Source organism: Gibbsiella quercinecans, from assembly GCF_002291425.1.
Lineage (GTDB): Bacteria > Pseudomonadota > Gammaproteobacteria > Enterobacterales > Enterobacteriaceae > Gibbsiella > Gibbsiella quercinecans.
Genome location: NZ_CP014136.1, coordinates 2,295,002 through 2,320,545, shown reverse-complemented (window position 1 = coordinate 2,320,545; position 25,544 = coordinate 2,295,002). Strand labels below are relative to the sequence as shown.

Annotated in this window: 25 protein-coding genes; 18 read left to right on the top strand and 7 right to left on the bottom strand. The window is 57.9% G+C overall.

Translation table 11 applies throughout. The annotated features are described in order from the left end of the window. Positions 1-124 precede the first annotated feature (124 nt). From glpA to glpC, 3 genes are read left to right on the top strand one after another with little or no spacing between them, the layout of a single operon-like run. Positions 125-1,768: an anaerobic glycerol-3-phosphate dehydrogenase subunit A gene (glpA, locus tag ACN28Q_RS10760; RefSeq protein ID WP_095846339.1), complete on the top strand. Its 1,644-nt coding sequence runs from the start codon at positions 125-127 to the stop codon at positions 1,766-1,768. Next, on the top strand, positions 1,758-3,029 hold the full coding sequence (glpB, locus tag ACN28Q_RS10755; protein ID WP_095846338.1) for a glycerol-3-phosphate dehydrogenase subunit GlpB: 1,272 nt from the start codon (positions 1,758-1,760) through the stop codon (positions 3,027-3,029). The genes glpA and glpB overlap by 11 nt, the downstream gene beginning before the upstream one ends. Next, positions 3,026-4,225: an anaerobic glycerol-3-phosphate dehydrogenase subunit GlpC gene (gene glpC, locus ACN28Q_RS10750; protein WP_095846337.1), complete on the top strand. Its 1,200-nt coding sequence runs from the start codon at positions 3,026-3,028 to the stop codon at positions 4,223-4,225. Before glpB ends, glpC begins: the two co-directional genes overlap by 4 nt. A 43-nt stretch (positions 4,226-4,268) precedes the next feature. Here glpC and ACN28Q_RS10745 read toward each other — a convergent pair whose 3' ends face one another. Together ACN28Q_RS10745 and ACN28Q_RS10740 are read right to left on the bottom strand one after the other, a co-directional pair. Next, positions 4,269-4,838, bottom strand: coding sequence for a DcrB family lipoprotein (locus tag ACN28Q_RS10745; RefSeq protein ID WP_095846336.1), 570 nt, complete (start codon positions 4,836-4,838; stop codon positions 4,269-4,271). A gap of 215 nt (positions 4,839-5,053) precedes the next feature. Further along, the gene (locus ACN28Q_RS10740; protein WP_095846335.1) at positions 5,054-5,719 is read right to left on the bottom strand and encodes a 7-cyano-7-deazaguanine/7-aminomethyl-7-deazaguanine transporter; all 666 of its coding nucleotides are present in this window, start codon (positions 5,717-5,719) and stop codon (positions 5,054-5,056) included. A 216-nt stretch (positions 5,720-5,935) separates the two neighbouring features. On the opposite strand from ACN28Q_RS10740, the gene tusA reads away from it, so the two are divergent. After that, a complete protein-coding gene (gene tusA / locus ACN28Q_RS10735; protein ID WP_095846334.1) occupies positions 5,936-6,181 on the top strand; it encodes a sulfurtransferase TusA in 246 nt (81 codons plus the stop codon). Between the two features lie 41 nt (positions 6,182-6,222). Here tusA and ACN28Q_RS10730 read toward each other — a convergent pair whose 3' ends face one another. Together ACN28Q_RS10730 and ACN28Q_RS10725 are read right to left on the bottom strand one after the other, a co-directional pair. Then, positions 6,223-8,523: a zinc/cadmium/mercury/lead-transporting ATPase gene (locus tag ACN28Q_RS10730; protein WP_095848993.1), complete on the bottom strand. Its 2,301-nt coding sequence runs from the start codon at positions 8,521-8,523 to the stop codon at positions 6,223-6,225. Positions 8,524-8,701: 178 nt separating this feature from the next. Beyond that, positions 8,702-9,328 carry a lysoplasmalogenase gene (locus ACN28Q_RS10725; RefSeq protein WP_095846333.1) on the bottom strand — a complete coding sequence of 209 codons (627 nt, stop codon included), beginning with the start codon at positions 9,326-9,328 and terminating at the stop codon, positions 8,702-8,704. 144 nt (positions 9,329-9,472) lie between these two features. On the opposite strand from ACN28Q_RS10725, the gene ACN28Q_RS10720 reads away from it, so the two are divergent. Next, complete coding sequence (locus ACN28Q_RS10720; RefSeq protein WP_095846332.1) at positions 9,473-9,832, top strand: DUF2500 domain-containing protein; 360 nt, start codon at positions 9,473-9,475, stop codon at positions 9,830-9,832. 8 nt (positions 9,833-9,840) lie between these two features. On the opposite strand, the gene ACN28Q_RS10715 is transcribed toward ACN28Q_RS10720, so the two are convergent. Then, a complete protein-coding gene (locus ACN28Q_RS10715; protein WP_095846331.1) occupies positions 9,841-10,113 on the bottom strand; it encodes a DUF1145 family protein in 273 nt (90 codons plus the stop codon). Next, positions 10,103-10,726 (bottom strand): 16S rRNA (guanine(966)-N(2))-methyltransferase, encoded by a 624-nt coding sequence (gene rsmD, locus ACN28Q_RS10710; RefSeq protein ID WP_095846330.1) that lies wholly within the window; start codon positions 10,724-10,726, stop codon positions 10,103-10,105. Before rsmD ends, ACN28Q_RS10715 begins: the two co-directional genes overlap by 11 nt. 204 nt (positions 10,727-10,930) lie before the next feature. Here rsmD and ftsY point away from each other — a divergent pair, with 204 nt between their 5' ends. The 8 genes from ftsY (at position 10,931) to ACN28Q_RS10670 (ending at position 19,677) form a co-directional block, all read left to right on the top strand. Then, positions 10,931-12,346, top strand: a complete 1,416-nt coding sequence (gene ftsY / locus ACN28Q_RS10705; RefSeq protein ID WP_095846329.1) for a signal recognition particle-docking protein FtsY — start codon at positions 10,931-10,933, stop codon at positions 12,344-12,346. A 5-nt stretch (positions 12,347-12,351) separates the two neighbouring features. Next, a complete protein-coding gene (ftsE, locus tag ACN28Q_RS10700) occupies positions 12,352-13,023 on the top strand; it encodes a cell division ATP-binding protein FtsE (protein WP_095846328.1) in 672 nt (223 codons plus the stop codon). After that, a complete protein-coding gene (ftsX, locus tag ACN28Q_RS10695; protein WP_095846327.1) occupies positions 13,013-13,990 on the top strand; it encodes a permease-like cell division protein FtsX in 978 nt (325 codons plus the stop codon). The genes ftsE and ftsX overlap by 11 nt, the downstream gene beginning before the upstream one ends. Before the next feature lie 310 nt (positions 13,991-14,300). After that, positions 14,301-15,158, top strand: coding sequence for an RNA polymerase sigma factor RpoH (gene rpoH / locus ACN28Q_RS10690; protein WP_095846326.1), 858 nt, complete (start codon positions 14,301-14,303; stop codon positions 15,156-15,158). A 244-nt stretch (positions 15,159-15,402) separates the two neighbouring features. Then, entirely contained in the window at positions 15,403-16,173 is a 771-nt protein-coding gene (locus tag ACN28Q_RS10685) for an IclR family transcriptional regulator (protein ID WP_230469432.1), read from the top strand. A gap of 7 nt (positions 16,174-16,180) precedes the next feature. Continuing rightward, positions 16,181-17,086 (top strand): dihydrodipicolinate synthase family protein, encoded by a 906-nt coding sequence (locus tag ACN28Q_RS10680; RefSeq protein ID WP_095846324.1) that lies wholly within the window; start codon positions 16,181-16,183, stop codon positions 17,084-17,086. 15 nt (positions 17,087-17,101) lie between these two features. Next, positions 17,102-18,319: an L-rhamnonate dehydratase gene (gene rhmD, locus ACN28Q_RS10675; protein ID WP_095846323.1), complete on the top strand. Its 1,218-nt coding sequence runs from the start codon at positions 17,102-17,104 to the stop codon at positions 18,317-18,319. Between the two features lie 65 nt (positions 18,320-18,384). Further along, positions 18,385-19,677: an MFS transporter gene (locus tag ACN28Q_RS10670; protein WP_095846322.1), complete on the top strand. Its 1,293-nt coding sequence runs from the start codon at positions 18,385-18,387 to the stop codon at positions 19,675-19,677. Between the two features lie 86 nt (positions 19,678-19,763). On the opposite strand, the gene panM is transcribed toward ACN28Q_RS10670, so the two are convergent. Next, a complete protein-coding gene (gene panM / locus ACN28Q_RS10665) occupies positions 19,764-20,156 on the bottom strand; it encodes an aspartate 1-decarboxylase autocleavage activator PanM (RefSeq protein WP_095846321.1) in 393 nt (130 codons plus the stop codon). Between the two features lie 463 nt (positions 20,157-20,619). Between panM and ACN28Q_RS10660 the strand changes: the two genes are divergently transcribed. The 5 genes from ACN28Q_RS10660 to livF all read left to right on the top strand — a co-directional run bounded on the left by ACN28Q_RS10660 (position 20,620) and on the right by livF (position 25,519). Next, positions 20,620-21,732: a branched-chain amino acid ABC transporter substrate-binding protein gene (locus ACN28Q_RS10660; protein WP_095846320.1), complete on the top strand. Its 1,113-nt coding sequence runs from the start codon at positions 20,620-20,622 to the stop codon at positions 21,730-21,732. Positions 21,733-21,846: 114 nt separating this feature from the next. Then, on the top strand, positions 21,847-22,773 hold the full coding sequence (livH, locus tag ACN28Q_RS10655) for a high-affinity branched-chain amino acid ABC transporter permease LivH (protein WP_095846319.1): 927 nt from the start codon (positions 21,847-21,849) through the stop codon (positions 22,771-22,773). Then, positions 22,770-24,044: a high-affinity branched-chain amino acid ABC transporter permease LivM gene (locus tag ACN28Q_RS10650; RefSeq protein ID WP_095846318.1), complete on the top strand. Its 1,275-nt coding sequence runs from the start codon at positions 22,770-22,772 to the stop codon at positions 24,042-24,044. The genes livH and ACN28Q_RS10650 overlap by 4 nt, the downstream gene beginning before the upstream one ends. After that, positions 24,041-24,811, top strand: a complete 771-nt coding sequence (gene livG, locus ACN28Q_RS10645; protein ID WP_095846317.1) for a high-affinity branched-chain amino acid ABC transporter ATP-binding protein LivG — start codon at positions 24,041-24,043, stop codon at positions 24,809-24,811. The genes ACN28Q_RS10650 and livG overlap by 4 nt, the downstream gene beginning before the upstream one ends. Positions 24,812-24,817: 6 nt before the next feature. Beyond that, the gene (gene livF, locus ACN28Q_RS10640; RefSeq protein WP_095846316.1) at positions 24,818-25,519 is read left to right on the top strand and encodes a high-affinity branched-chain amino acid ABC transporter ATP-binding protein LivF; all 702 of its coding nucleotides are present in this window, start codon (positions 24,818-24,820) and stop codon (positions 25,517-25,519) included. Positions 25,520-25,544 lie beyond the last annotated feature (25 nt).

Genomic DNA, 25,544 nt, shown 5'->3' with positions numbered 1-25,544 from the left:
TTCACAAATATGGTTTTTTATGGACATTGTATTTTCGTTTCTTGCTCGTTTTTGTTTCTTATCAAACAAAAACCCCACGAATTGTGGATAAATAAACCCATAACCACAGCGTTTGGGGGCTTAAATGGGCCACAATGCACCTGGCAGCGAAACGGATGTGATCATTATCGGCGGCGGAGCGACCGGGGCGGGGATCGCCCGTGACTGCGCGCGCCGTGGCCTGCGCTGCATCCTGTTGGAACGGTATGACATCGCCACTGGGGCCACCGGGCGCAATCATGGCCTGTTGCACAGCGGCGCGCGCTATGCGGTAACGGATAGCGAATCCGCGCGCGAATGTATTGAAGAAAATCGCATCCTCAAGCGTATCGCCCACCACTGTATCGAACGCACCGACGGCCTGTTTATCACGCTGCCGCAGGATTCGCTGGACTACCAGCAGCAGTTTATCGCCGCCTGCCGGCAGGCGGACATTGACGCGCAGGCTATCGATCCGCAACTGGCGCGGCGCCTGGAGCCGGCGGCCAATCCGGCGTTAATCGGCGCAGTGCGGGTGCCTGACGGCACGGTCGATCCATTCCGCCTGACCGCCGCCAATATGCTCGACGCCCGTGAACACGGCGCGCAAATCTTCACTTATCATCAGGTGACCGGCCTGCTGCGCAGCGGCGATCGGGTGACCGGCGTGCGCGTTTTCGACCATCAGTCGGCGCGGCAGTACGCCCTTCATGCCCCAGTGGTGGTTAACGCAGCCGGCATTTGGGGCCAGCAAATTGCGGAATATGCCGAGCTGCGCGTGCGTATGTTCCCGGCTAAAGGGGCATTGCTGATCCTTGGGCACCGTATCAATAACATGGTGATCAACCGCTGCCGCAAACCGGCGGACGCCGACATCCTGGTGCCCGGCGATACCATCTCGCTGATTGGCACGACCTCAACCCACATTGATTACGACCAGATCGACAATATGGTGGTGACGCCGCAGGAAGTGGAGATCCTGATCCGCGAAGGCGCGCTGTTGGCGCCGGCGCTGGCGCAGACCCGTATCCTGCGGGCTTATGCCGGGGTGCGGCCGCTGGTGGCCAGCGATGACGATCCTTCCGGGCGCAACGTCAGCCGTGGCATCGTATTGCTGGATCACGCCGCCCGCGACGGGCTGGAAGGCTTTATCACCATCACCGGCGGCAAGCTGATGACCTACCGCCTGATGGCCGAATGGGCCACCGATAAGGTATGTGAAAAACTCGGGGTTAACGTGTCGTGCAGCACCGCAGCGGCCGCGTTGCCCGGCTCCGAGCACACGGCGGAAGAAACGGCGCGCGGTGCGGCCGGCCTGCCCGCCAGCATTCGCGGCTCGGCTGTATACCGCCACGGCGATCGCGCCGGCCAGGTTCCGGCTGGCAGCCGCCTGGACAACAGTCTGGTCTGTGAGTGCGAAGCCGTCACCGCCGGGGAAGTGCGCTACGCGGTGAGTGCATTGGCGGTGAATAACCTGATCGATCTTCGCCGCCGCACTCGCGTCGGCATGGGCACCTGCCAGGGCGAGCTGTGCGCCTGCCGCGCCGCCGGGTTGTTGGCGCACTTTAAGGCGGCCACGCCGCTGCAGTCGATCGCCCAGCTATCCCATTTCCTCAACGAACGTTGGAAGGGCGTGCGGCCCATCGCCTGGGGGGATGCGTTACGCGAAAGCGAATTCACCAGTTGGGTTTATCAGGGGCTGTGCGGGCTTGATGAACACGCTGGGCAGGAGGCCGAAGATGCAATTTGACGTGGTGGTGATTGGCGGCGGGTTAGCCGGCCTGAGCTGCGCGATCCGCCTGGCGGAACGCGGCAAGCGCTGCGCGGTGATCGGCGCCGGGCAAAGCGCGCTCTACTTTTCTTCCGGTTCGCTTGATTTGCTGGCGCGCCTGCCCGACGGTTCGCCGGTGGCCAGGCCGCTAGATGCGTTGCCCGCGCTGGCGCAGCAGGCGCCACAGCACCCCTACAGCCTGATTGGCGCCGCGCAGGTGGCGGTGCTGGCCGGGGAGGCGGAACAGCTGTTGCAGCGCTGCGGCGTGCCTTTGCAGGGCAGCAGCGTTCACAATCATCTGCGCATTACGCCGCTTGGCACGCGGCGCGCCACCTGGCTTAGCCCGCAGGCGGTGCCTACTGCGCCATGGCAAGGGCAACTGCCCTGGCAAAAGGTTGCCGTGGTGGGCATCGAGGGTTTTCTTGATTTCCAGCCACAGCTGGTCGCTAGCGCGCTGGCACGTGAGCAGGGCATCACGGCTTGGGTGGAACAGTTGCATTTGCCGGCGCTGGATCGCCTGCGTAATAACCCCAGCGAGTTCCGTGCGGTGAATATCGCCCGGGCGCTGGATCGGGCGGAAAATATCGCCGCGCTGGGGCAGGCCTTGCACCCGTTGGTGGCGGATGCACAAGCGCTGTTCCTGCCGGCCTGCTTGGGGCTGGAAAGCGAACAACCACTGGCGATGCTGCGTGCGGCGCTCGGCAAACCGGTGTGCCTGTTGCCAACGCTGCCGCCTTCGGTACTGGGGATGCGGCTGCACCAGGCGCTGCGCCAACGCCTGCAGCGGTTGGGCGGCGTGTTTATGCCCGGCGACGCCGTGCAGCGGGCAGAACTGACGCAGGGGCGGGTGGCCTGCCTGTATACCCGCAACCATGGCGACATTCCGCTGCGCCCGCAGCAGGTGGTGTTGGCCAGCGGCAGTTTCTTCAGCAACGGGCTGGTGGCCGAATTTGATCGGATACGGGAGCCGGTGTTCGGGCTGGATGTGTTCAGCAAAGCCGAACGGGCTGACTGGAGCCGGGCTGATTTCTTCGCGCCTCAGCCTTATTTGCAGTTCGGCGTGCGCACCGATAATCAACTGCGGGCGCAGAAGCAGGGCGAAGCCATATCGAATCTGTATGCCATCGGGGCGGTGACGGGCGGTTTTGATCCGCTGTACCAAGGGTGCGGCGGCGGCGTTTCGCTCATCGGGGCGTTACATGTCGCGCAACAGATCCTTGCGCAGGGGGAAGCCGCATGAGCCTCTCGAAAGACCAGAGTTTTGAAAGCTGCATTAAATGCACGGTCTGCACCACCTATTGCCCGGTGGCGCAGGTTAATCCGCTGTACCCCGGGCCGAAGCAGGCGGGGCCCGATGGCGAACGCCTGCGGCGCAAGGATCCGGCGCTGTATGACGAAGCGCTGAAATACTGCACCAATTGCAAACGCTGTGAGGTGGCTTGCCCGTCGGACGTCAAGATTGGCGATATCATCCAGCGTGCCCGCGCGGAATACGGCCACGGCAAACCGACGTTGCGCGATGCGATCCTTAGCCACACCGATTTGATGGGCACACTGTCGACGCCGTTTGCGCCTATCGTCAATACCGCCACCGGCCTGCCGCCGGTGCGCAAATTGTTGGACAAGGCGCTGAAGATTGACCACCGGCGCACGTTGCCGAAATATTCGTTCGGCACCTTTCGCCGTTGGTATCGCCAGCAGGCGGCGGCGCAGCAGCATTATGCCGAACAGGTGGCGTTTTTTCACGGCTGCTTTGTGAACTACAACCATCCGCAACTGGGCAAGGATCTGATCGCAGTATTCAATGCGTTGGATATTGGCGTACAGTTGCTCAAACAGGAGAAATGCTGCGGCGTGCCGCTGATCGCCAACGGTTTTATCAAACAGGCGAAGAAGCAGGCCAACGCCAACCTGCAATCGCTGCGTGAAATGGTGCTGACGCGCGGGATACCGGTGGTGGCGACCTCATCAAGCTGCACCTTTACCCTGCGGGATGAATACCCGCACCTGTTGGACGTCGATACTGCTGCGGTGCGCGATCGGGTTGAGCTGGCCACGCGCTATCTTTACCGCCTGCTAAGCCAGGGGCGCCGCCTGCCTTTGCGCCATACGCCGCTGCGCGTGGCGTATCATACGCCCTGCCATATGGAGAAAATGGGCTGGACGGCCTACACGCTGGAACTGTTGCGGCAAATCCCAGGGCTGGAGTTGATCGTGTTGGACTCACAGTGCTGCGGCATCGCCGGCACCTATGGCTTTAAATCGGAGAACTACGCCACGGCACAGGGGATTGGCGCCGGGTTGTTCCGCCAGATTGCGGAAAGCGGGGCCGATTTGGTGGTGACCGATTGTGAAACCTGCAAATGGCAGATTGAAATGTCGACCGGCAAACGCTGTGAGCACCCGATCACCCTGCTGGCGCAGGCACTGGCGTAATCGGCCGGATGCGCCCTCCTGGTTGGGAGGGCGCAGGCCTGTGTTATTGCTGCAGCTTCAGGGTATTGATCACCCCTTCCGCCTGGCTTTGCGCCTGCTGCTGGTTATCCGCCGGCAGCGTGATCTGGATGGTCAGCAATTGGTTGTCCAGTGTGCCGATCAGGATCGAAGAGTAGGCTTTCTCGCCGCCACTGGTGATGATGCTGTCCAACTGGCGTAGCGGAACACCATCGATTTCAATGGCTTTGTTAGTGATCACCTGCAGGTTGGCATCGCGGGAGCGTTGCTTCTCTTCCAGCCGTTGGCCCAGCGTTTCCAGGCTGTCGGCAGTTTTATCGCCCAGGATCACGATCACCGCGCGTTGGCCGGAGCTGTCGGCATAAACGTGCATGTTGTTCGCCTGATTGCCCAGCTTGCCGCTCTGATCGGTCATGCCGTTTGGCAGGGTAAAGACCAGTTTCCCGCCCAGCAGGTTAACCTGTGAACCTGTCTGGGCGTTGGCGGCGGCACTGTTGCTACTGCTGCTGGCCGCTGGCGCCTGGGTTTGTCCGTCGCAGGCGGCAAGGCCCAGCGCAATCAGGCCAATACCCATTACTTTTACTATTTTTCGCATGGGGCTTCCTTTTTCCTTACAGGTCGTTTTCTCCATGTATCGCAACGTATTCCACGCTGAAATGCAAGGCAGATGTTGTTAGCGGTTTTTTTTCGACATCAGCCGATAGTCAGCCACTTCGCCTTTCTTTTCCAGTGCAATAATCTGATAACCGCGGGCGATCACCGCTAATGTTCATGCAGGTAAAGTATGGCGCGTATCAGCAAAAATGCCGGTCAGTTGAGCTGCAGCTCGCCGTCCTGGCGGCGCACAGCCAGCCGTTTCAGCAGCATATTGAGCAACACGCCATACATCGGCAGGAAGAACAGCATGCAGATCATCACCTTGAAGCTGTAATCCACCAGGGCGATCTCCACCCAGTTGGCGGCCATAAAGGCATCGCTGCTCTTGTAGAAGGCGATAAAGAAGAAGGCCAGCGTATCGCTGATGTTGCCAAGGAACATGGAGGCTGCCGGCGCCACCCACCAGGCGCTGCGTTGGCGCAGCCGGTTGAAGACGTGCACGTCCAGGATCTGGCCAAGCACATAGGCCATGAAGCTGGCCGCCGCGATGCGCGCGACAAACAGGTTAAAGCTGCCCAGGGCGCTAAAACCCTGCCATTCACCCTGATAGGTGACGGTCGAAATCACATAGGAAATGAACAGCGCGGGTACCATCACCGCCAGGATAATCCGCCGGGCCAACGGGGCGCCAAAGATGCGCACGGTTAAATCGGTCGCCAGGAAGATAAACGGGAACGTGAAGGCCCCCAAGGTGGTATGGAAGCCAAAAAGGGTAATCGGCAACTGCACCAGGTAGTTACTGGAGGTGATGATGGCAATATGGAATAGCGATAGCCAAACTAACGCGATTAAGCGTTGTTGGGGAGTAAATGCATACATGATGTCGCCTTTTTAGTGATGGGGTGAGGGAACCCAGGGATAAACTTTGCGTATTTTACGTGCGCGGCGGCATGATACGCGTTTGCGCAACCAATGCAACGGTTAAATTTGAAGCAAACGTTAACGTATCTTGCGCATAAAAACCACTGGCGTAAACTAAGCGCCAATCAGATTTGGCGGTTGCCCGCCGCACTACGTTGTGGATTAAGAAAGAGTATGAGTGACATTTTTTCCCAGGCGGACCAGACGCTTGATGCGCTGGGGCTGCGCTGCCCGGAACCGGTGATGATGGTGCGCAAAACCGTGCGCCACATGAATGAAGGCGAAACGCTGCTAATTCTTGCCGACGATCCGGCCACCACCCGCGATATTCCGGGTTTTTGCCGTTTTATGGAGCATACCCTGCTGGCGCAGGAAACCGATAAAACTCCCTACCGGTATTTGCTGCGCAAAGGGCAATAACGGCGATCACGCCCCCTGGCCGCCGCGCCAGGGGGCTGATTTCACTTCTGTTTCTTCAATAGCCGCAACGCGTTGGCGGTAACCAGCGCGGTGGCGCCCGAGTCCGCCAGCACCGCCAGCCACAGCCCGGTCAGCCCAAACAGGCTGGTGACCAGGAAGATCGCTTTCAGGCCAAGCGCGATGGTAATGTTCTGGCGGATGTTGGCGTGGGTCGCGCGCGAAATGCGGATCATGTCCGCCACGCCCTGCAGGCGGTTGTGGGTCAGCGCCGCATCGGCGGTTTCCAACGCCACGTCGGTACCGTTGCCCATGGCAACGCCAATACTGGCCGCCTTCATCGCCGGCGCGTCGTTGATACCGTCGCCGATCATGGCGGTTTTACGCGTGGCGCTCAGCGCCACCATGGCCTGCACTTTATCTTCCGGCAACAGCCCGGCGCGGTAATCCAACCCCAATTGGCCGGCAATGGCCGCTGCGGCACGTGGGTTATCGCCAGTCAACATCACGCTGCGTATGCCCAACTGCTCCAGCGCGGCGATCGCCTGGCGCGCATCGCTGCGCACCGTGTCGCGCAGCGCCAGCAGCCCCAGTGGGCGGCCGTCTTCCAACACCACCACTACGGTTTTGCCGGCGTTTTCCAACTGGGCTATCCGTGCTTGCCAGTCGGCGGTCAGCGGGTTTTCCGTCAGTTTGCTGGGCGCGGCGATCAGGATCGTTTTCCCATCGATAATGCCCGAGACGCCGATCCCCGCCAGCGCCCGGCGGTTTTGCGCCGATGGCAATGCCGTTTGCCCGGCGTGCCGGATAATGGCCTGCGCCAGCGGGTGATGCGAGCCCGCTTCCACCGCCGCGGCCAGCGCCAGTAGCCGTTGCTCATCCACCTCGGCGCCCGGCTCTACGTCGGTGACCGCGGGCTTGCCTTCGGTCAGCGTGCCGGTTTTATCAAAGGCGATGGTTTCCACCTGCCCAAGTTGCTCCAGCGCTGCGCCGCCTTTAATCAGCACGCCGCGGCGCGTGGCCGCCGCCAGCCCGGACGTGATGGCCGCCGGGGTCGAGATCACCAGCGCGCACGGGCAGCCGATCAGCAACAGCGTCAGGCCGCGGTATATCCAGGTTTCCCACGGCAGGGAGAACAGCAGCGGCGGAACCAGGATCACCAGCACTGACAGCAGCATGATGGCCGGGGTGTAATAGCGGCTGAAGCGATCGAGAAAACGCTCAATCGGCGCCCGGCGCTCTTCGGCTTCTTCAATCAACTGCAGGATGCGGTCGATGGCGCTTTTACCCGGCTCAGAGACCACTTTCATCAGCGAGACGCGATCGGCCACCAGGCTGCCGGCGGCGACCTTTTCACCCTGCTGGCGTTCCACCGGCACCGATTCGCCGGTCAGTGCGCTTTCATCAAAGCTGGCGAACGGGCTGAGCAGTTCGGCATCCACCGGCAGGCGCGAACCGGGCGCCACCTCAATCACATCGCCCGGCCGCAGGCTGGCGACCGGCACCGTTTCCCGCACATCGTTGTTGATACGCAGCGCCTGTTCCGGCACCAGCGCCATGAGCGCGCTAACGCCGCGGCGGGCGCGATTGGCGGCGAAAGACTCCAGATGTTCGCCAATCATGAATAGTAGCAATACCATCGCCGCCTCGGCGGTCGCGCCGATAAACAGCGCCCCGATGGCGGCAACGCTCATCAGCGTTTCAATGGCGAACGGTGTGCCGGAGCGGATCAGTCGCAGTGCCTGGGTGGCGACGGGATACAGGCCCACCAGGGTGGTGAGGGTGAAGGCGATGCGCCCGAATGCCGGGTTGACCGCCTCTAGCGTCGCGCTGGCGGCCATTAATGCTATCAGCACTATCAATGGACCAAATTCGCGCAGGCGTGCGGTTGTGGCTTTGCCGGCGGCGGCTGGGGCTTGGGCATCAAGCAGGCTAAAGCCGGCGTTTTGCACCGCGTTTTGCACATGAATGCTGACGTCGCTTTGGGCATCGACCACCAGCTTTTCGGTGGCGAACAGTACGCGCGCGCTATCAACGCCGGGCAAAGCGATAACGGCATTTTCAATTTTTCGTGCGCAGGAAGGGCAATCCATTCCGTTGATTTTCCAGCTGAAACGTTGGCCGCCGGCGGGGGGCCTGTCGCTTTCCTCGTCCGGCGCCTCGCTCGCCGGGCTGCAGCAATCCGCATTGGCCGCTGGCCCCTGTTCATGCGTTTGCGCAGCTTCAGCGCAGCAATGGCTGGTGGTGCTGCTGCAACCGTGCTGGGTTTTCGCATGGCTGTGCTGGCAGCCGCAGTGGCTTGATGGGTGTTGGTGCTCCTGATGCTGTGCTTTATGGGTCTGCATAACGCCCCCTGATTGGTAGTTAACGGTGTTCATGCATGACTCTACACCCTGGAGTTGACTCCAGAGTCAAGTGCCAAATGAGAACCGTTGCTAACGGCGTCTTAAGGGGGGAGCGCTGCGCCCGGCAATGCCAGAACCTGCGCCGGCGTGCCGCCAGCGCAGATAACCGACCGATGCGCTACAGGTACAGCGAACGGACGATCAGGAAGTGGCCGACAAAATAGCAAAACGCCACAATGGCGTCCGAGGCGCGGAAGGTAAAGCGGTAGCGGTTCAGCAGCCACACGATGTTCGCCAGCAACAGCAGCGAGGTGCCCACCAGCAGCGAGAAGCCAAAATCGGTGCTGCGCAGGAAGTACTGTTCGCCCGCCAGCCATACCATCAGCAGCGTCATCGCCACCAGCGCGACGATCGGCCAGCGCAGGTTTTCCAGCTTGGTCCAAATGGTGGCCAGCAGCAGGGCGCCGATGATCAACAGCGTCAGCGGCAGTGGCCAAAACAGGCTGAACGTCATCTGGCTGGCGAAGCTGAGCGTATACAGCAGATGCGAAAGAAAGAACGCGCCGATGGCGTACAGCACCCGCTCGCGCGGCAGCAGTAATAACGCATCGCCGATCAGCGTGGCCAGCAGGCCAAGAACCAGCAGATAACCGGCGGCATTGAGCACCGGCGCCTGCCAGGCCAGCAGCAACAACAGCAGCAAAGTGACCGGCTTGAATACCCAGCGCTGCCAGCGTGGGCCACGGTAGGTTGCGTCAACGAATAGCCAACCGGAAAAGAAGACGGCGAGGAAGGGCCAACTCATAGATTTTCCTTATTCATTAGGGACGGTCACCCGCTCCAAAGTTTCCAATGTGATGCTGCCAGTGTAGGTGCCCCGCCCGGGATCGACAATGCTTTCTTCGTGGTGTTATGGTGGCGGCGGTTTGATGGGCAAAGGAAAGAAAAAATGAGTAAGCCGCCGTTGATTGTGGTTGCCGTGCTGGTGTTGATCGCCGTGATGGCAACGCACCGCTATTTCAGCCAGCGCCGCGTGGAGGCGGAAAACGATCGCGCGCCGGTGCGCACCCAGCAGGTGAGGGTGACGGAAAAACGGGAAATCCCCGACACCCGCAACCGCTCGCGCCAGCGTGAACATATCGTCGATGAGCCGATGCGTTATGAGGTGGTGTTCCAGCCGCTGCGTGGCGGCGAGGCGATCACGCTGCGGCTCAAGCAGCCGCAGTATAACCAGATTGAGCAAGGCGCCCAGGGCACGTTAAGCCTGCAGGGAACGCGCTTTGTCGGGTTTAGCGCCCAGCAGCCGTAGGCAGGCGACTATTTTTTGCTGATCGGCGGCTGCTTCTTTTGCCAGGCCAACAGCTCGAACACGCCGAAGATGAAGATTTTGGTTTCCTGCCATTTACCGATCGGCTGATCCTTGGGCTGGGTGGATTTCAGCAGCACCAATTGCAAGCCGTGCATCACCACCATAAAGAACAGCGCCACGTCGATAAAATATTTCAGCGGCTTGGGGAACGGATGGACCAAATTGGTCAGTAAAAAGCCCCATACGCACAGCATCAAAAGGCGGCCCAGATTAATCAGCATGTTCGGTTGCCCCTTTGGCAGAACGGATATAAAGACGGTAGGCCACCTGGCCGGCGACCTTTTCACGGTGTAGCGCCCAGTTGACCGGCACGTCTGCGGCGGCGCTTTCGGCTTCCGCCTCTACATACACCCAGGCTTCATCAGCCAGCCAGCCTTGCTGCTCCAGCAATTGCACCGTGTCTGCCAGCAGCCCTTTGCGGAACGGGGGATCGAGGAACACCACGTCAAACGGCTCGCCGTCGCCCGCCAGCCAGTTCAGCGTATTGGTGTTGATCACCTGCCCGTGCCCCTGCAGCAGCGCCAGGTTCTTTTCCAACTGTTGCGCCACCGGGCGCTCAAACTCCAGCAGCGTGGCGCTGCCGGCGTAACGCGACAGCGCTTCCAGGCCCAGCGCGCCGCTGCCGGCGAAACAATCCAGGCAGCGCGCGCCCTGGATCACCGGCGCCAGCCAGTTAAACAGCGTTTCGCGCACGCGATCGGTGGTGGGGCGCAGCCCGGGGCTGTTGGGCACGGGTAATTTTCGCCCGCGCCACTGGCCCCCAATGATACGTATCTGCCCGGCCGCGGCCGGCTGCGGTTTCCTGGCCGCGCTGCGCGGTGAAAATTTTGCCATAGGTCTGCTTACTGTGTTGCGACGTTAATAAAAAGTTGCTCCTATTCTAGCGGGGACGCGCGCCGGGGGGAACGGTTAAACTTTGTTGCCTGATTTTACAACGGAAAGCAGCGCGCATGCGTGTTGCTGCGAGAGGGAAAGTGGTAGACTCTGCGGTTTAATTAGTCGCATTTGCACGCCATCGGTACGGAGTAAGGTCAGAACATGGCAAAAGATAAGAAACGCGGGTTTTTCTCCTGGCTGGGGTTCGGCCAGAAGGAAGAAGAGCAACAGCAACCTGAGCCGCCGGTAGAAGCGGGGGAAAATCAGGCCGCGGAGACGCCGGCGGAACCGGCCACCCCTGAGCACGTGGAGCCGAACCCGGCGCCGGCCCAGGAATCTGAGCCAGCAGTGACCGCTGCCGACCCGATCGAACCGAAAGCGCACCAGGAAGGCACGCAGGAAGCGGATCATGCCCAGGCGCTGGCCGAAGAGATCGTCAATGTGACCGAACAGGTTGCCGCGCAGGTGGAGGCGCCAAAACAGGAAGAAGCAGAACCGGAATTGCTAGAGCCGGAACAGCCAGCGCCTGAAGCCGCACCGCCAGAGAGCATCGCGGTTGTCGCCAGCGTGGCCGCCGAGCCGGAAGCCGTTCAGGAAGCAGAAGACGAAGAGGATGCTTTGGCGCCGGCGGTGACGCAGGAGCAGGAGCGCCCAACCAAAGAAGGCTTCTTCGCCCGTTTGAAACGCAGCCTGGTGAAAACCAAACAAAACCTCGGCTCTGGTTTTGTCGGCCTGTTTCGCGGCAAGAAAATTGATGACGATCTGTTCGACGAGTTGGAAGAGCAACTGTTGATTGCCGACGTGGGTGTCGACACCACGCGTAAAATCATTGATTCCCTGACTCAACATGCCAGCCGCAAACAGCTTAAAGATGCGGAAGCGCTGTACGGCAAGCTGAAGGAAGAAATGTCTGAAATTCTGTCCAAGGTTGATCAACCGTTGGATATCAGTGGTAAAACCCCGTATGTCATCCTGATGGTCGGCGTTAACGGCGTGGGTAAAACCACCACGATCGGCAAAATGGCGCGCCAGTTCCAGGCGCAGGGCAAATCGGTGATGCTGGCGGCGGGCGATACCTTCCGCGCGGCGGCGGTGGAGCAACTGCAGGTGTGGGGCGATCGCAACCGCATTCCCGTGGTGGCGCAGCATACCGGCGCGGATTCCGCTTCGGTGATCTTCGATGCCTTGCAGGCCGCCAAGGCGCGCGGCGTGGATGTGTTAATCGCTGATACCGCCGGGCGCCTGCAGAACAAGGCGCACCTGATGGAGGAGCTGAAGAAAATCGTGCGCGTGATGAAAAAACTGGACGAGCACGCCCCTCACGAGGTTATGCTGACGCTCGACGCCAGCACCGGCCAGAATGCGGTCAGCCAGGCCAAATTATTTAATGAGGCCGTAGGGTTAACCGGCATTACGCTGACTAAACTGGATGGTACCGCCAAGGGCGGGGTGATCTTCGCCATTGCCGATCAGTTCGGCATCCCGATCCGCTATATCGGCGTAGGCGAGGGCATCGAAGATTTGCGGCCATTCAAGGCTGATGATTTTATTGAGGCACTTTTTGCCCGAGAGGATTAATACGGATGATTCGCTTTGAACAGGTCAGTAAAGCCTATCTGGGCGGCCGTCAGGCGCTGCAGGGGGTGGATTTTCATCTGCGCCAGGCGGAGATGGCGTTTCTGACCGGCCATTCCGGCGCAGGTAAAAGTACCCTGCTGAAACTGATTTGTGGTATCGAACGGCCGAGCGCCGGCCATATCTGGTTTAGCGGGCACGACATCAGCCGGTTGAAAAACCGCGAGGTGCCGTTCCTGCGCCGCCAGATCGGCATGATTTTTCAGGATCATCACCTGCTGCTCGATCGCACGGTGTATGACAACGTCGCGATGCCGTTGATCATCGCCGGCGCCAGCGGTGAAGACATCCGCCGCCGCGTATCCGCGGCGTTGGACAAAGTTGGCCTGTTGGATAAAGCGAAAAACTTTCCGATTCAGCTTTCCGGCGGTGAGCAGCAGCGCGTCGGCATCGCCCGCGCGGTGGTGAACAAACCGGCGGTGCTGCTGGCGGATGAGCCAACCGGTAACCTGGACGACGCATTGTCGGAAGGCATTCTGCGTCTGTTTGAAGAATTCAACCGCGTTGGGGTGACGGTACTGATGGCAACCCATGATACCGGGCTGATTGCCCGCCGCAATTATCGCATCCTGACGCTAAGCCAGGGGCGTATGGTGGGGGGAGCACATCATGGCGAATAACGTGAAAGCGGCAAAAAGCGCGAACGCGGCCAAGAGCAAGGCGAAAGCCCTGCGCGGCGGCTGGCGCGAACAGTGGCGCTATGCCTGGGTGAACGCCCTGGCCGATATGCTGCGCCAACCCTTGGCAACCTTGCTGACGGTGATGGTGATCGCCATCTCCCTGACGCTGCCGAGCGTGTGCTACATCGTCTGGAAGAACGTCAGCCAGGCGGCCAGCCAGTGGTACCCCACGCCGCAGTTGACGGTATACCTGGATAAGTCTCTGGATGACGACGCGGCGGTGAAAGTGCTGGACGCCATCCGAGCGGAAGCCGGGGTGGATAAGGTGAACTACCTGTCGCGTGAAGAAGCCTTAGGCGAGTTCCGTAACTGGTCTGGTTTTGGCGGCGCGCTGGATATGCTGGAAGAGAACCCGCTGCCGGCGGTAGCTATCATCACGCCGAAGATGGATTTCCAAAGCGCCGATACGCTCAATACCCTGCGCGATCGGGTGGCGGCGGTGCATGGTGTGGAAGAGGTGCGCATGGACGACAGCTGGTTTGCCCGCCTGGCGGCATTGACCGGGCTGGTGGGCCAAGTGGCGGCGATGATTGGTATCCTGATGATCGTGGCGGTATTCCTGGTGATCGGCAACAGCGTGCGCCTGAGCATCTTCAGCCGCCGCGATACCATCAACGTGATGAAATTGATCGGCGCCACCGATGGCTTTATTTTGCGGCCGTTCCTCAACGGCGGCGCGATGCTCGGCTTCTTCGGCGCGTTGCTGTCGTTGATACTTTCGTCGGCGCTGGTGTGGAAGCTGGAGTCGGTGGTCACCGGGGTGGCGCAGGTCTTTGGCACCACCTTTATCCTGCGCGGTTTGGGCTGGGATGAAGCCTTGCTGCTGTTGATTGTTTCCGCGATGATCGGTTGGATTGCCGCCTGGCTGGCGACGGTGCAACATTTACGCCGATTTACACCACAATAACGTTTTTTTGTTATACTCTTCTCCTGCTGCGTTACCCTATTGCAGGAGAAGAGCGTTGGCGGATCCCGCGGATCCTTCCTTCAATTAAGCGCACAATTTCCCGTTAATCTGCTATTTTTTATCTGTTGCCTGGTTTTCCAGGTGTAAAAAAATAGTGAACTAACGGGCTGCAACAGGGTCCAAAATTGCAGCAAATGTTAAGGTGTCCGGCGAGCGGAACCTGTTTTGCACAGCAACTGCCGTAAAATCAGTCTCTCCCCGCCGTAATATTCACCTGCAAGCATGATAGTTTTCTCAAGAGAGGGTTTGAATGACCAAAGAAATGCAAACTTTAGCCTTAGTACCCCAAGGTAGCTTGGAAGCCTATATCCGGGCAGCCAACGCCTATCCGATGCTGACGGCAGAGGAAGAGCGGGAACTGGCTGAACGGCTGCATTATCAGGGCGATCTGGAAGCAGCTAAGCAGCTAATCCTGTCTCACCTGCGCTTTGTCGCTCATATTGCCCGCAACTATGCTGGCTATGGCCTGCCGCAGGCAGACCTGATCCAGGAAGGCAACATCGGCCTGATGAAAGCAGTCCGTCGCTTTAACCCGGAAGTGGGCGTGCGCCTGGTATCGTTCGCGGTACACTGGATCAAAGCAGAAATTCATGAGTATGTGTTGCGCAACTGGCGTATCGTCAAAGTGGCGACCACCAAAGCGCAACGCAAACTGTTCTTCAACCTGCGCAAAACCAAGCAGCGTCTGGGGTGGTTCAACCAGGACGAGGTAGAACTGGTTGCTCGCGAGCTGGGCGTGACCAGCAAAGATGTGCGCGAGATGGAATCCCGCATGGCCGCACAGGACATGACGTTTGATCCTACGCCAGACGACGAAACCCGCGACGGGCAGGCTATGGCGCCAATGCTGTACCTGCAGGACAAAAGCTCCGACTTCGCCGAAGGCATTGAGGAAGATAACTGGGAGAGCAACGCGGCCGACAAACTGGCCTATGCGCTGGAAGGGTTGGACGAGCGTAGCCAGCATATCATCCGCGCCCGCTGGTTGGACGACGATAATAAGTCCACGCTGCAGGAACTGGCCGATCAGTACGGCGTTTCCGCCGAGCGCGTGCGCCAGCTGGAGAAAAACGCCATGAAGAAACTGAAAATGGCGATTGAGGCGTAAGCCCTTTCAACAACTGTAGAAGCGGCGCCCGATGAGGGCGCCGTTTTTTTTGCTTCTAATCCACATCAAACAGTCCAATCCTTTGGAAATACACTGATTTTTTACCTTAAAAATCAGTGTATTGTTCCAATATGCTGGAATCTAAAAAATTTAAGAGAGCTGTATCACAGCCAGGCATTCTGGTGCTTTAACCTGCTCAATTTTCATTCTATACATTGTCCATCACTCCAGAATGGATTCCAATATGATGGAATTAGCGATGAAGTCTAAAGTCCCGGCGTTATGTCGCGCCATGGCAATTCTCAATCTGGTGTCTGAGCACGGGCACTGTTCCGCCAACCATATCGTTAGCACGCTGGCGTTGCCGAAAAGCACCGTTTATTTACTGCTGGAAGAGCTTAAACACCTGCGCTTGTTGGCTCAAGGCAAGGATGGCAGCTACCGGCTGGGGTTGAAATTGCTGGAACTGGGCAGCCAGGTAGCCCGCCAGTTGGATCTACGCGCTATTGCCCTGCCGCATCTAACGGCTTTGATGAACAGCACCGGCCACCTTTGCCATCTGGGGGTGCTGGATGATGATGCGCCTATCTACCTGATCAAAGTTGAAAGCCAATCCAGCATTCAAGTCCGTACCTGGGAGGGCAAACGCCTTTCTTTATGCCGTTCATCGTTGGGCAAGTGCCTGTTGGCCTGGTGTGACAGAGAGCGGCAGGACATGTTGATCCGCAGCATCGTGTTCACCGATGGCTTGCCGAATACCATTACCCATGAAGCCCAACTGCGCGCAGAGTTGCAGAAAATTCGTCAAATCGGCTGGGCTTACGATAACGAAGAAGACGTGGCCAATATTCGCTGCATCAGCGCACCGGTATTCAATGCCGCCGGGGATGTAACGGCCGCCATTTCCATCGTTGGCACTATCTTGCAGATCGGCGAAAGCAATCTGGCTGCGCTGGTGGAGAAAGTTAAAGAGAGCGCGGGGGAAATCTCCCAAGCGTTAGGCTACAGAGGATAAGGTGAATATGATAAAGCGACCACGCGGTGTGATCAGTGCCATGTTAACGCCATGGCAGGCAGCTGCCCCCAATCTGAACGAGTTACGGTCTATTGTTGATTTCCAGATCAACGGCGGATTAACTGCGCTTTTCCCCGTCAGTTCGGTCGGCGAGGCCGGTTATATGACGTTTGAGCAAAAATGCGCGGTGGTTAAAACCGTGGTGGAACAGGCTGCCGGGCGTGTGCCCGTATGGGCTGGCATTCCGGCAACCACGCCGCAGGAAAGCATTGCGTTGGCGGATGCGGCGTACCGTGCCGGTGCCAGCGGCGTGGTGCTGATGCCGGCGGCGTTCTACCACTATGAACCCGAACGCCATGCGCTTTATTTTGCCCAGATAGCCAGTGCCGTGGCGCTGCCGCTCTGCCTGTATAACATCCCCTTTTTCGCCGATCCGCTGAGTGCCGAACTGGTTGCCGGTTTGGCTGCGCATCCGAATATCGTTGGCATCAAGGACTCCAGCGGCGATGCGGTGGGCTTTATGAAAATGCTGGCATCGTGCCCTGAAGCGGATAAGGATTTCAGTGTGATGACCGGGCGTGAAGAGTTTTTCTTTGCTGCGCTTTGTGCCGGTGCCCAGGGATGTGTGACCGGTACGGCGGGGGTAATGCCTGAGCTGATGCGCCGCATTTACGATCTTTTCCAGCAGGGCGATTTGGCTGCCGCACGTCAATTACAGATGATGGCGATACCTTTAATGAACCAAATGGCCAGTTTTCCTTTCCCATTGGGATATAAGCTGGCGATGGAAATACGCGGTTTTAATATGGGCGAACTGCAGGTGCCTTTAACATCGCGTCAGCAAGAAACGCTGCAGGAACTAAAGCAATCGATCAATAAAGAAATGAACCATTTGTTATCCTACATTCAATAATACGAGGTTAATATTATGCTTCAGTCTACATGTTTACCAAAAATAAAACATATCCGCGCCTATTTTATGGGGGGCGCAACAGCAGAAAAAGGATCGGGTGGTGCAGATTATCATGATCAACAAGGGAAACACTGGATCGACGATAAAATATGCACGCCGATGAGTAAATATAAAGAATATGAACAATCACGGCAGTCATTCGGTATTAATGTATTAGGCACGCTGGTCGTCGAAGTTGAAGCGGATAATGGTATCACTGGCTTTGCCGTTTCAACGGCGGGTGAAATGGGCTGTTTTATTGTAGAAAAGCATTTAAACCGCTTTATCGAGGGGCGTTGTGTCTCTGATATTAAATTGATCCACGATCAGATGCTGCGTTCTACCTTGTTTTATTCCGGTGGCGGCGGGATGGTGATGAACACGATTTCCTGTGTCGATCTGGCACTGTGGGATCTGTTTGGGAAATGTACCGATCTGCCGGTTTTCAAGCTGTTAGGCGGTGCCGTACGTGATGAGATCCAATTCTACGCCACGGGTTCGCGCCCGGATTTAGCGAAGGAAATGGGGTTTATCGGCGGAAAAATGCCGACCCATTTTGGGCCGCACGACGGCGATATCGGCGTACGGGAAACGGCAAAAATGGTGGCCGATATGCGCGAGAAATGCGGCCCTGATTTCTGGCTGATGCTGGATTGCTGGATGTCGATGGACGTTAACTATGCCACTAAAGTCGCGCACGCCTGTGCACCTTATAATCTGAAATGGATCGAAGAGTGCCTGCCGCCGCAGCAGTATGAAGGCTATCGTCAGTTAAAACGTAATGCCCCGCTGGGGATGTTGGTGACGACGGGCGAACATCATGGCACGCTGGAATCGTTCCAGACCCTATCGGACACGGGCATCGATATTATGCAGCCTGATGTTGGCTGGTGCGGTGGGTTAACAACGCTGTTGGAAGTGGCGGCAATTGCCAAAGCCAAAGGGCAGTGGGTGGTGCCGCATGGTTCTTCAGTATATTCTCACCATGCGGTTATTACTTTTACCAATACGCCATTCAGTGAATTTTTAATGACATCGCCACAGGCTGACTCTATGCGCCCGCAGTTCGATCCTATTTTATTGGACGAGCCGGTGCCAATTAATGGGCGTATGCATAAGTCGGTATTGGATAAACCAGGATTTGGCGTTGAGTTGAATCCGGCATGCCAGTTAACCCGCCCTTATACTCATTAAGTCTGTTTCGAAAATTTCTGGTTTTTACTATTCGTATTAATCGGAGAAATAACGAGGCTTGAATTATGACCACTCAATTAACAACGGCGGTGGCAAAAACGCGTTGGCGTTTGATTCCATTTATGCTTTCTCTTTATATTCTGGCATTTTTGGATCGCGCAAATATCGGCTTTGCTAAAGAATCTTATCAGTTGGATACCGGGCTAAGTAATGAAGCCTATGCATTAGGGGCTGGGATATTTTTTGCCGCTTATGCGTTATTAGGCACGCCGGCAAATTTATTAATGCGTAAGTTTGGCGCCAAAACCTGGATTGGCTGTACGACACTGGCCTGGGGCGTATTATCGTCGGCCATGGCGTTTGCCGATACGGAAGCCAAGTTTCTGCTGGTGCGCACCTTGCTGGGCGCGGCCGAGGCGGGGTTCTTCCCCGGAATGATTTACCTGACCTCGCTGTGGTTCCCGCTAAGTAACCGCGCTTCAGTCATGGGGCTGTTTTATATGGGCGCGCCGCTGGCACTGACGTTGGGCAGCCCGCTTTCCGGGGCATTGCTGGAAATGCATGGTTTTGCCGGGCACGCGGGTTGGTTTTGGATGTTTATCATCGAAGGGATGCTAGCGGTGGCCGCCGGGATCTGGACCTTCTTCTACCTGGACGATGAACCGGCCACAGCGCGTTTCTTAACGGCCACGGAAAAGCAGGCGTTGATTGATGAATTGGTGGCGGAAGAGAGCAAAAAAGGGGTTTCACGTATTCTTGATGGGGTGCGTATTCCGGCGATCTGGCATCTGGGGGTGATCTACCTGATTATCCAGATCAGCGTTTATGGCCTGATCTTCTTCCTGCCTACGCAGGTGGCCGGGCTGCTGGGCACCAAGGTGGGGTTTACCGCGTCGTTGGTGACGGCGATTCCCTGGGTCGCCGCGATGTTTGGTACCTACTATATTCCCCGCTACGCGGATAAAACGGGGGCATTACGCAACATCGCTGCAATCACGCTATTGGTCGCCGCTTTAGGGATTGGTGCGTCGGCATTGGTCGCCAGCCCGGCGTTGGCCATGGTTGCGCTGTGTTTTGCGGCCGTTGGCTTTATTGCCGTACAGCCGGTTTTCTGGACAATGCCAACCATGTTGCTGAGCGGAAGCGCGTTGGCCGCAGGCGTAGGGTTTATCAATATGTTCGGTGCAATAGGCGGTTTTCTGGCGCCGATTATCCGTGTTACCGGCGATCGGTGGTTTGGTAATGAGATTGCCGGGCTGTTGATACTGTGTGGTATCACGCTGATAGGTTTTGTCGCCATCATGCTGTTGAAACAAAAACGCCCTGATGTGGCAACGGGCGTAGCGGCGGTGAAATAGTTGTGCGGCTGTCTAGCCTGAAGTGTCTGTGCTGCTTAGGAAATTACCATGAAGCAGGGATCCTCGTCCTTAAGGGCGGGGATCGCTCATTTCTGCCAGTCTTCGCCCTGCTGCGTAAAACCGCAGGCGCGCATAAACGCCCCCAGCGCATCACGCGCCTCGGGTGGCAACTTTGCGGCAGACAGCCGCCAGTGCTTAACCGCCGGCATTTGGCGCTGCACATCCTCAATTAGATACAGCCCCACGCCGCGCCGGCGGGTCAACTCACGCACCTGCAGATCGTGCAACCGGGCGCTGCCGCCATCAAGTTCGACTTTCACCGCTCCCAGCAGGCGTTCATTGAAACGCGCGCCAAAAAGCGCCCGACCCTCGCTGAGCCAGCGTTGCCAGTCGCCCGGCTGCTGCTGCGGCCAAATTTTGCCCAGATCGATCAGATCTTGCGGCGATAGCGCCGCCAGGCGCTCTATGGTGAGTTTCATGCACAATTCCAGTCAGTTAGACGATATTCCGCCATTGTACGTGGCGCTGCCCGCCGGGCCAAGGAACGCGTAAAAAACGTGCATTTTCCGGGCGATTATCCTGCCCAGCGTATTGTGTAAGTTTTTCTGTACGTTTACTGCGGGAAATGTTTTTAGTAAGCCTTATTTTCAGAGTAATGTGTTAGTTAACTCACAAAAAACAAGAACAATTAACTATTAATTGCTGATATTGTCACCAATTTAATCCGAATTAAATCCTGTTTACACCGCTTGTTTCTGAATATGTCAGTTGATTTGCAGCATAAAATTCCTGTTTAATAGTATGAAAAGTAAAGTTTTATTAAAAAATTTTACCCCAAAAAAGCCTAAGCCATTATTACTTATGAATAAAAACCGTAACTAACGATGATGGGCGACAAACACAACAGGTATGTTCACTACACGACAGATGGGGATTACGCGGATGAAATTAACAAAGGGTAAAGCACTGTTGGCCGGCTGTATCGCGATGGCGATGAGCCATGCCGCACTGGCTAAAGACATTAAAATCGCCATCGTTGGGGCGATGTCTGGGCCGGTCGCTCAATACGGCGATATGGAGTTCACCGGTGCGCGTCAGGCCATTGCCGACATTAATGCCAAGGGCGGCATCAAAGGCGATAAGCTGGTTGGCGTGGAATATGACGACGCCTGCGACCCAAAACAAGCCGTGGCGGTCGCCAACAAAGTGATTAATGACGGTATCCGCTACGTTATCGGCCACCTGTGCTCTTCTTCCACCCAGCCGGCTTCCGATATTTACGAAGATGAAGGCGTGATCATGATTACCCCGGCAGCCACCAATGCCGATCTGACCACCCGTGGTTACCAGATGATCATGCGCACCACCGGCCTGGATTCCGATCAGGCCCCAACCGCAGCCAAATACATTCTGAACACGATTAAGCCAAAACGCATCGCCGTTGTGCACGACAAGCAGCAATACGGTGAAGGCCTGGCGCGTTCCGTGCGCGACAGCCTGAAAAAGCAAGGGACCGACGTGGTACTGTTTGAAGGTATCACCGCGGGCGATAAAGATTTCTCCACGCTGGTGGCGCGCCTGAAGAAAGAGAACGTTGATTTCGTCTACTTCGGCGGCTATTACCCAGAGATGGGCCAGATCCTGCGTCAGGCTAAACAGGCCGGCCTGAACACCCGCTTCATGGGGCCGGAAGGGGTGGGTAACTCGTCGCTGTCCAACATTGCCGGCGACGCTTCTGAAGGCATGCTGGTGACCCTGCCGAAACGCTATGACCAGGTTCCGGCCAACAAACCGGTTGTCGATGCGTTGAAAGCCAAGAAACTGGATCCGACAGGGCCGTTCGTCTGGACCACCTATGCAGCGATTCAGTCCCTGACCACGGGGATGGAGCGCGTAGGCGCGGAACCGGCGGATATCGTCAAAACGCTGAAAACCGGCGAACCAGTGCCAACCGTGATGGGGCCGCTGAGCTGGGATGAAAAAGGCGATCTGAAAGGCTTTGAATTCGGGGTGTTCGAGTGGCATGCCGACGGCACATCAACCCCGGTGAACTAAAGCACAATAAGCAGTTTGCCTGATGGGGCAGGGGCGCGGCATCCGCGTTCTCTGCCCCTTGGGCCGTTGGGCCGGGCCGTTTTGGCCGCAACAACACCTCAAAAAGGTCAGAGTATGTCAGAGCAGTTTCTCTATTTCCTGCAGCAAATGTTCAATGGCGTGACCCTTGGCAGTACCTATGCCTTGATCGCCATTGGCTACACCATGGTGTATGGCATTATCGGCATGATCAACTTCGCCCACGGCGAGGTGTACATGATCGGTAGCTATGTGTCGTTTATTGTGATCGCCGCGTTGATGATGATGGGCATTGATGTCGGCTGGTTGCTGATCGGTAGCGCGTTTCTGGTCTCGATCGTCATCGCCAGCGCCTATGGCTGGAGCATCGAACGCGTGGCTTACAAGCCGGTGCGAAACTCCAAGCGCCTGATTGCGCTGATTTCCGCCATCGGTATGTCTATCTTCTTGCAAAACTACGTTAGCCTGACCCAGGGTTCGCGCGATCTCGCGTTGCCAAGTTTGGTCAGCGGCGGCTGGGTGTTGGGCGAAAGCAACGGCTTTGCCGCCACCATCAGCACCATGCAGTTGACGATCTGGATCGTCACCTTCCTGGCGATGCTGGCGCTGACGATGTTTATTCGCTATTCGCGCATGGGCCGCGCTTGCCGCGCCTGTGCGGAAGATTTGAAAATGGCCGGCCTGTTGGGCATCAACACCGACCGGGTTATTTCGCTGACCTTCGTTATCGGCGCCGTGATGGCGGCGGTGGCGGGCGTACTGCTTGGCCAGTTCTACGGGGTGATTAACCCGTATATCGGTTTTATGGCCGGGATGAAGGCCTTTACCGCTGCGGTGCTGGGCGGTATCGGCAGCATTCCGGGGGCGATGATCGGCGGCCTGATCCTGGGCGTGGCCGAAGCGCTGACGTCGGCCTATTTGAGCGCCGAGTATAAAGACGTGGTGTCCTTCGCCTTGCTGATCGTGGTGCTGTTGGTGATGCCGACCGGCATCCTTGGCCGTCCGGAGGTTGAGAAAGTATGAAACTCAATCTGCTTGGCGCTATCTTCGCCACGGTGGTGCTGTTTGTCATGGCGTCGTTCCTGATGGGGATGCAACTGAGCCTGGACGGCACCAAATTGGTGGTGCATGGTGCGGCGGAAGTGCGCTGGATGTGGATCGGCATTGCCTGCGTCGTGGTGTTCTTCTTCCAACTGCTGCGCCCGTTGGTGCAACAAGGGATGAAAAAAGTCTCTGGCCCGTCTTTCGTGCTGCCGAGCTTTGACGGCACCACGCCGCGCCAGAAACTGCTGGCCGCCGTCTTGATCGTCGCCGCCGTCGCCTGGCCGTTTCTGGTTTCGCGCGGCACCGTGGATATCGCCACCCTGACGCTGATCTACGTGATGCTCGGCCTTGGCCTGAACGTGGTGGTGGGGCTGTCTGGCCTGCTGGTGTTGGGCTATGGCGGGTTCTATGCCATTGGCGCTTATACCTACGCGTTGCTGAATCACTATTACGGGTTGGGCTTCTGGGAAAGCCTGCCGTTGGCGGGGATTGTTACGGCGCTGTTTGGCTTCCTGCTCGGCTTCCCGGTATTGCGCCTGCGCGGCGACTATCTGGCGATCGTCACACTGGGCTTTGGCGAGATCGTGCGTATTCTGTTGCTGAACAACACGGAAATCACCGGCGGCCCGAACGGCATCAGCCAAATCCCGAAACCGACCCTTTTCGGCCTGGAGTTTAACCGCAGCGCGCGCGACGGCGGTTGGGACACGTTCCACAACTTCTTTGGGCTGCAATACGATCCGGGCGATCGCATTATCTTCCTGTATCTGGTGGCGTTGCTGTTGGTGGTGCTGACGCTGTTTGTCATCAACCGCCTGTTGCGCATGCCGTTGGGCCGCGCCTGGGAAGCCCTGCGCGAAGATGAGATCGCCTGCCGTTCGCTGGGCCTGAGCCCGACCAAAATCAAGCTGACCGCCTTTACCATCAGCGCCGCGTTTGCCGGCTTTGCCGGGACGTTGTTCGCGGCGCGCCAGGGCTTTGTCAGCCCGGAATCCTTCACCTTCGTGGAATCGGCTTTCGTGTTGGCGATTGTGGTGCTGGGCGGTATGGGCTCGCAGTTTGCGGTGATTCTGGCGGCGATCCTGCTGGTGGTGTCCCGTGAGCTGATGCGCGATCTGAACGAATACAGCATGCTGCTGCTGGGTGCACTGATGGTCTTGATGATGATCTGGCGGCCGCAGGGGCTGCTGCCGATGAAACGCCCGCAGTTGAAAGCAGTGATCCATTCCGGTAAGGGGGAACAGGCATGAGTGCGCAACCTTTACTGGCGGTGGAAGGGCTGTCGATGCGTTTTGGCGGCCTGTTGGCGGTCAACAACGTGGCGTTGGAACTGCATGAAGGCGAGATCGTCTCGCTGATTGGCCCGAACGGCGCGGGCAAAACCACGGTGTTCAATTGCCTGACCGGTTTCTACCGCCCCTCCGGCGGCACGATACTGCTGCGCGATCGTCACCTGGAAGGGTTATCCGGCCAGGCGATAGCCCGCATGGGCGTGGTGCGTACCTTCCAGCATGTGCGGCTGTTCCGTGAAATGACGGTGATTGAAAACCTGCTGGTGGCGCAACACCAGCACCTGAAAAGCGGTATTTTCGCCGGGCTGCTGAAAACCCCGGCGTTTCGCCGGGCGGAAGCGGACGCGCTGGAGCGCGCCGCCGTGTGGCTGGAACGCGTGGGCCTGCTTGAGATGGCCAACCGTTCGGCCGGCAATCTGGCCTATGGTCAGCAGCGCCGGCTGGAGATCGCCCGCTGTATGGTCACGCGGCCGGAACTGCTGATGCTGGATGAGCCCGCGGCGGGCCTGAACCCGAAAGAAACCGACGAGCTGAACCACCTGATCGTCGAGCTGCGCGGCCAGCACAAGGTTTCCGTGCTGCTGATCGAGCACGATATGAAGCTGGTGATGGATATTTCCGATCGCATCTACGTGGTGAATCAGGGAACGCCGTTGGCACACGGCACGCCGGAAGAAATTCGTAATAACCCGGATGTGATCCGGGCCTATCTGGGCGAGGCTTAACGCGTTATGTTGTCATTTAATCAAGTATCCGCCCATTATGGCAAAATTCAGGCGCTGCATCAGGTTAGTCTGAACATCCAGCAGGGCGAGATCGTCACCCTGATTGGCGCTAACGGTGCCGGCAAAACCACTTTGCTGGGCACGCTGTGCGGTGAACCGCGCGCCACCGAAGGCACCATCACCTTTTTGGGGCAGGATATCACCCAATGGCAAACGTCGCGCATTATGCGTGAAGCGGTGGCCATTGTGCCGGAAGGGCGGCGGGTGTTTTCCCGCATGACGGTAGAAGAGAACCTGGCGATGGGCGGCTTCTTTGCCGAGCGCCAGCAGTATCAGCAGCGTATTGAACGGGTGTTCAGCCTGTTCCCGCGCCTGTTGGAGCGCCGTAGCCAACGTTCCGGCACCATGTCGGGCGGCGAGCAGCAGATGTTGGCGATCGGCCGGGCGCTGATGAGCCAGCCGAAGCTGTTGCTGCTGGATGAGCCTTCGCTGGGCCTGGCGCCGATCATTATCCAGCAGATTTTCGACATCATCCAGCAACTGCGCGAAGAAGGCATGACCATCTTCCTGGTCGAGCAAAACGCCAATCAGGCGTTGAAACTGGCAGATCGCGGATATGTGCTGGAAAATGGCCGCGTGGTGTTGGAAGATACCGGTGCCGCATTGTTGGCCAATGAAGCAGTGAGATCGGCCTATCTGGGGGGGTAACGAGATAACCCTCGCCAGGCAACCA

What these genes read in the sequence shown, in the direction of transcription:
- glpA (WP_095846339.1), top strand. Translation starts at nt 125, where the DNA reads ATGGGCCACAATGCACCTGGCAGCGAAACGGATGTGATCATTATCGGC.
- glpB (WP_095846338.1), top strand. Translation starts at nt 1,758, where the DNA reads ATGCAATTTGACGTGGTGGTGATTGGCGGCGGGTTAGCCGGCCTGAGC.
- glpC (WP_095846337.1), top strand. Translation starts at nt 3,026, where the DNA reads ATGAGCCTCTCGAAAGACCAGAGTTTTGAAAGCTGCATTAAATGCACG.
- ACN28Q_RS10745 (WP_095846336.1), bottom strand. Translation starts at nt 4,838, where the DNA reads ATGCGAAAAATAGTAAAAGTAATGGGTATTGGCCTGATTGCGCTGGGC.
- ACN28Q_RS10740 (WP_095846335.1), bottom strand. Translation starts at nt 5,719, where the DNA reads ATGTATGCATTTACTCCCCAACAACGCTTAATCGCGTTAGTTTGGCTA.
- tusA (WP_095846334.1), top strand. Translation starts at nt 5,936, where the DNA reads ATGAGTGACATTTTTTCCCAGGCGGACCAGACGCTTGATGCGCTGGGG.
- ACN28Q_RS10730 (WP_095848993.1), bottom strand. Translation starts at nt 8,523, where the DNA reads ATGCAGACCCATAAAGCACAGCATCAGGAGCACCAACACCCATCAAGC.
- ACN28Q_RS10725 (WP_095846333.1), bottom strand. Translation starts at nt 9,328, where the DNA reads ATGAGTTGGCCCTTCCTCGCCGTCTTCTTTTCCGGTTGGCTATTCGTT.
- ACN28Q_RS10720 (WP_095846332.1), top strand. Translation starts at nt 9,473, where the DNA reads ATGAGTAAGCCGCCGTTGATTGTGGTTGCCGTGCTGGTGTTGATCGCC.
- ACN28Q_RS10715 (WP_095846331.1), bottom strand. Translation starts at nt 10,113, where the DNA reads ATGCTGATTAATCTGGGCCGCCTTTTGATGCTGTGCGTATGGGGCTTT.
- rsmD (WP_095846330.1), bottom strand. Translation starts at nt 10,726, where the DNA reads ATGGCAAAATTTTCACCGCGCAGCGCGGCCAGGAAACCGCAGCCGGCC.
- ftsY (WP_095846329.1), top strand. Translation starts at nt 10,931, where the DNA reads ATGGCAAAAGATAAGAAACGCGGGTTTTTCTCCTGGCTGGGGTTCGGC.
- ftsE (WP_095846328.1), top strand. Translation starts at nt 12,352, where the DNA reads ATGATTCGCTTTGAACAGGTCAGTAAAGCCTATCTGGGCGGCCGTCAG.
- ftsX (WP_095846327.1), top strand. Translation starts at nt 13,013, where the DNA reads ATGGCGAATAACGTGAAAGCGGCAAAAAGCGCGAACGCGGCCAAGAGC.
- rpoH (WP_095846326.1), top strand. Translation starts at nt 14,301, where the DNA reads ATGACCAAAGAAATGCAAACTTTAGCCTTAGTACCCCAAGGTAGCTTG.
- ACN28Q_RS10685 (WP_230469432.1), top strand. Translation starts at nt 15,403, where the DNA reads ATGATGGAATTAGCGATGAAGTCTAAAGTCCCGGCGTTATGTCGCGCC.
- ACN28Q_RS10680 (WP_095846324.1), top strand. Translation starts at nt 16,181, where the DNA reads ATGATAAAGCGACCACGCGGTGTGATCAGTGCCATGTTAACGCCATGG.
- rhmD (WP_095846323.1), top strand. Translation starts at nt 17,102, where the DNA reads ATGCTTCAGTCTACATGTTTACCAAAAATAAAACATATCCGCGCCTAT.
- ACN28Q_RS10670 (WP_095846322.1), top strand. Translation starts at nt 18,385, where the DNA reads ATGACCACTCAATTAACAACGGCGGTGGCAAAAACGCGTTGGCGTTTG.
- panM (WP_095846321.1), bottom strand. Translation starts at nt 20,156, where the DNA reads ATGAAACTCACCATAGAGCGCCTGGCGGCGCTATCGCCGCAAGATCTG.
- ACN28Q_RS10660 (WP_095846320.1), top strand. Translation starts at nt 20,620, where the DNA reads ATGAAATTAACAAAGGGTAAAGCACTGTTGGCCGGCTGTATCGCGATG.
- livH (WP_095846319.1), top strand. Translation starts at nt 21,847, where the DNA reads ATGTCAGAGCAGTTTCTCTATTTCCTGCAGCAAATGTTCAATGGCGTG.
- ACN28Q_RS10650 (WP_095846318.1), top strand. Translation starts at nt 22,770, where the DNA reads ATGAAACTCAATCTGCTTGGCGCTATCTTCGCCACGGTGGTGCTGTTT.
- livG (WP_095846317.1), top strand. Translation starts at nt 24,041, where the DNA reads ATGAGTGCGCAACCTTTACTGGCGGTGGAAGGGCTGTCGATGCGTTTT.
- livF (WP_095846316.1), top strand. Translation starts at nt 24,818, where the DNA reads ATGTTGTCATTTAATCAAGTATCCGCCCATTATGGCAAAATTCAGGCG.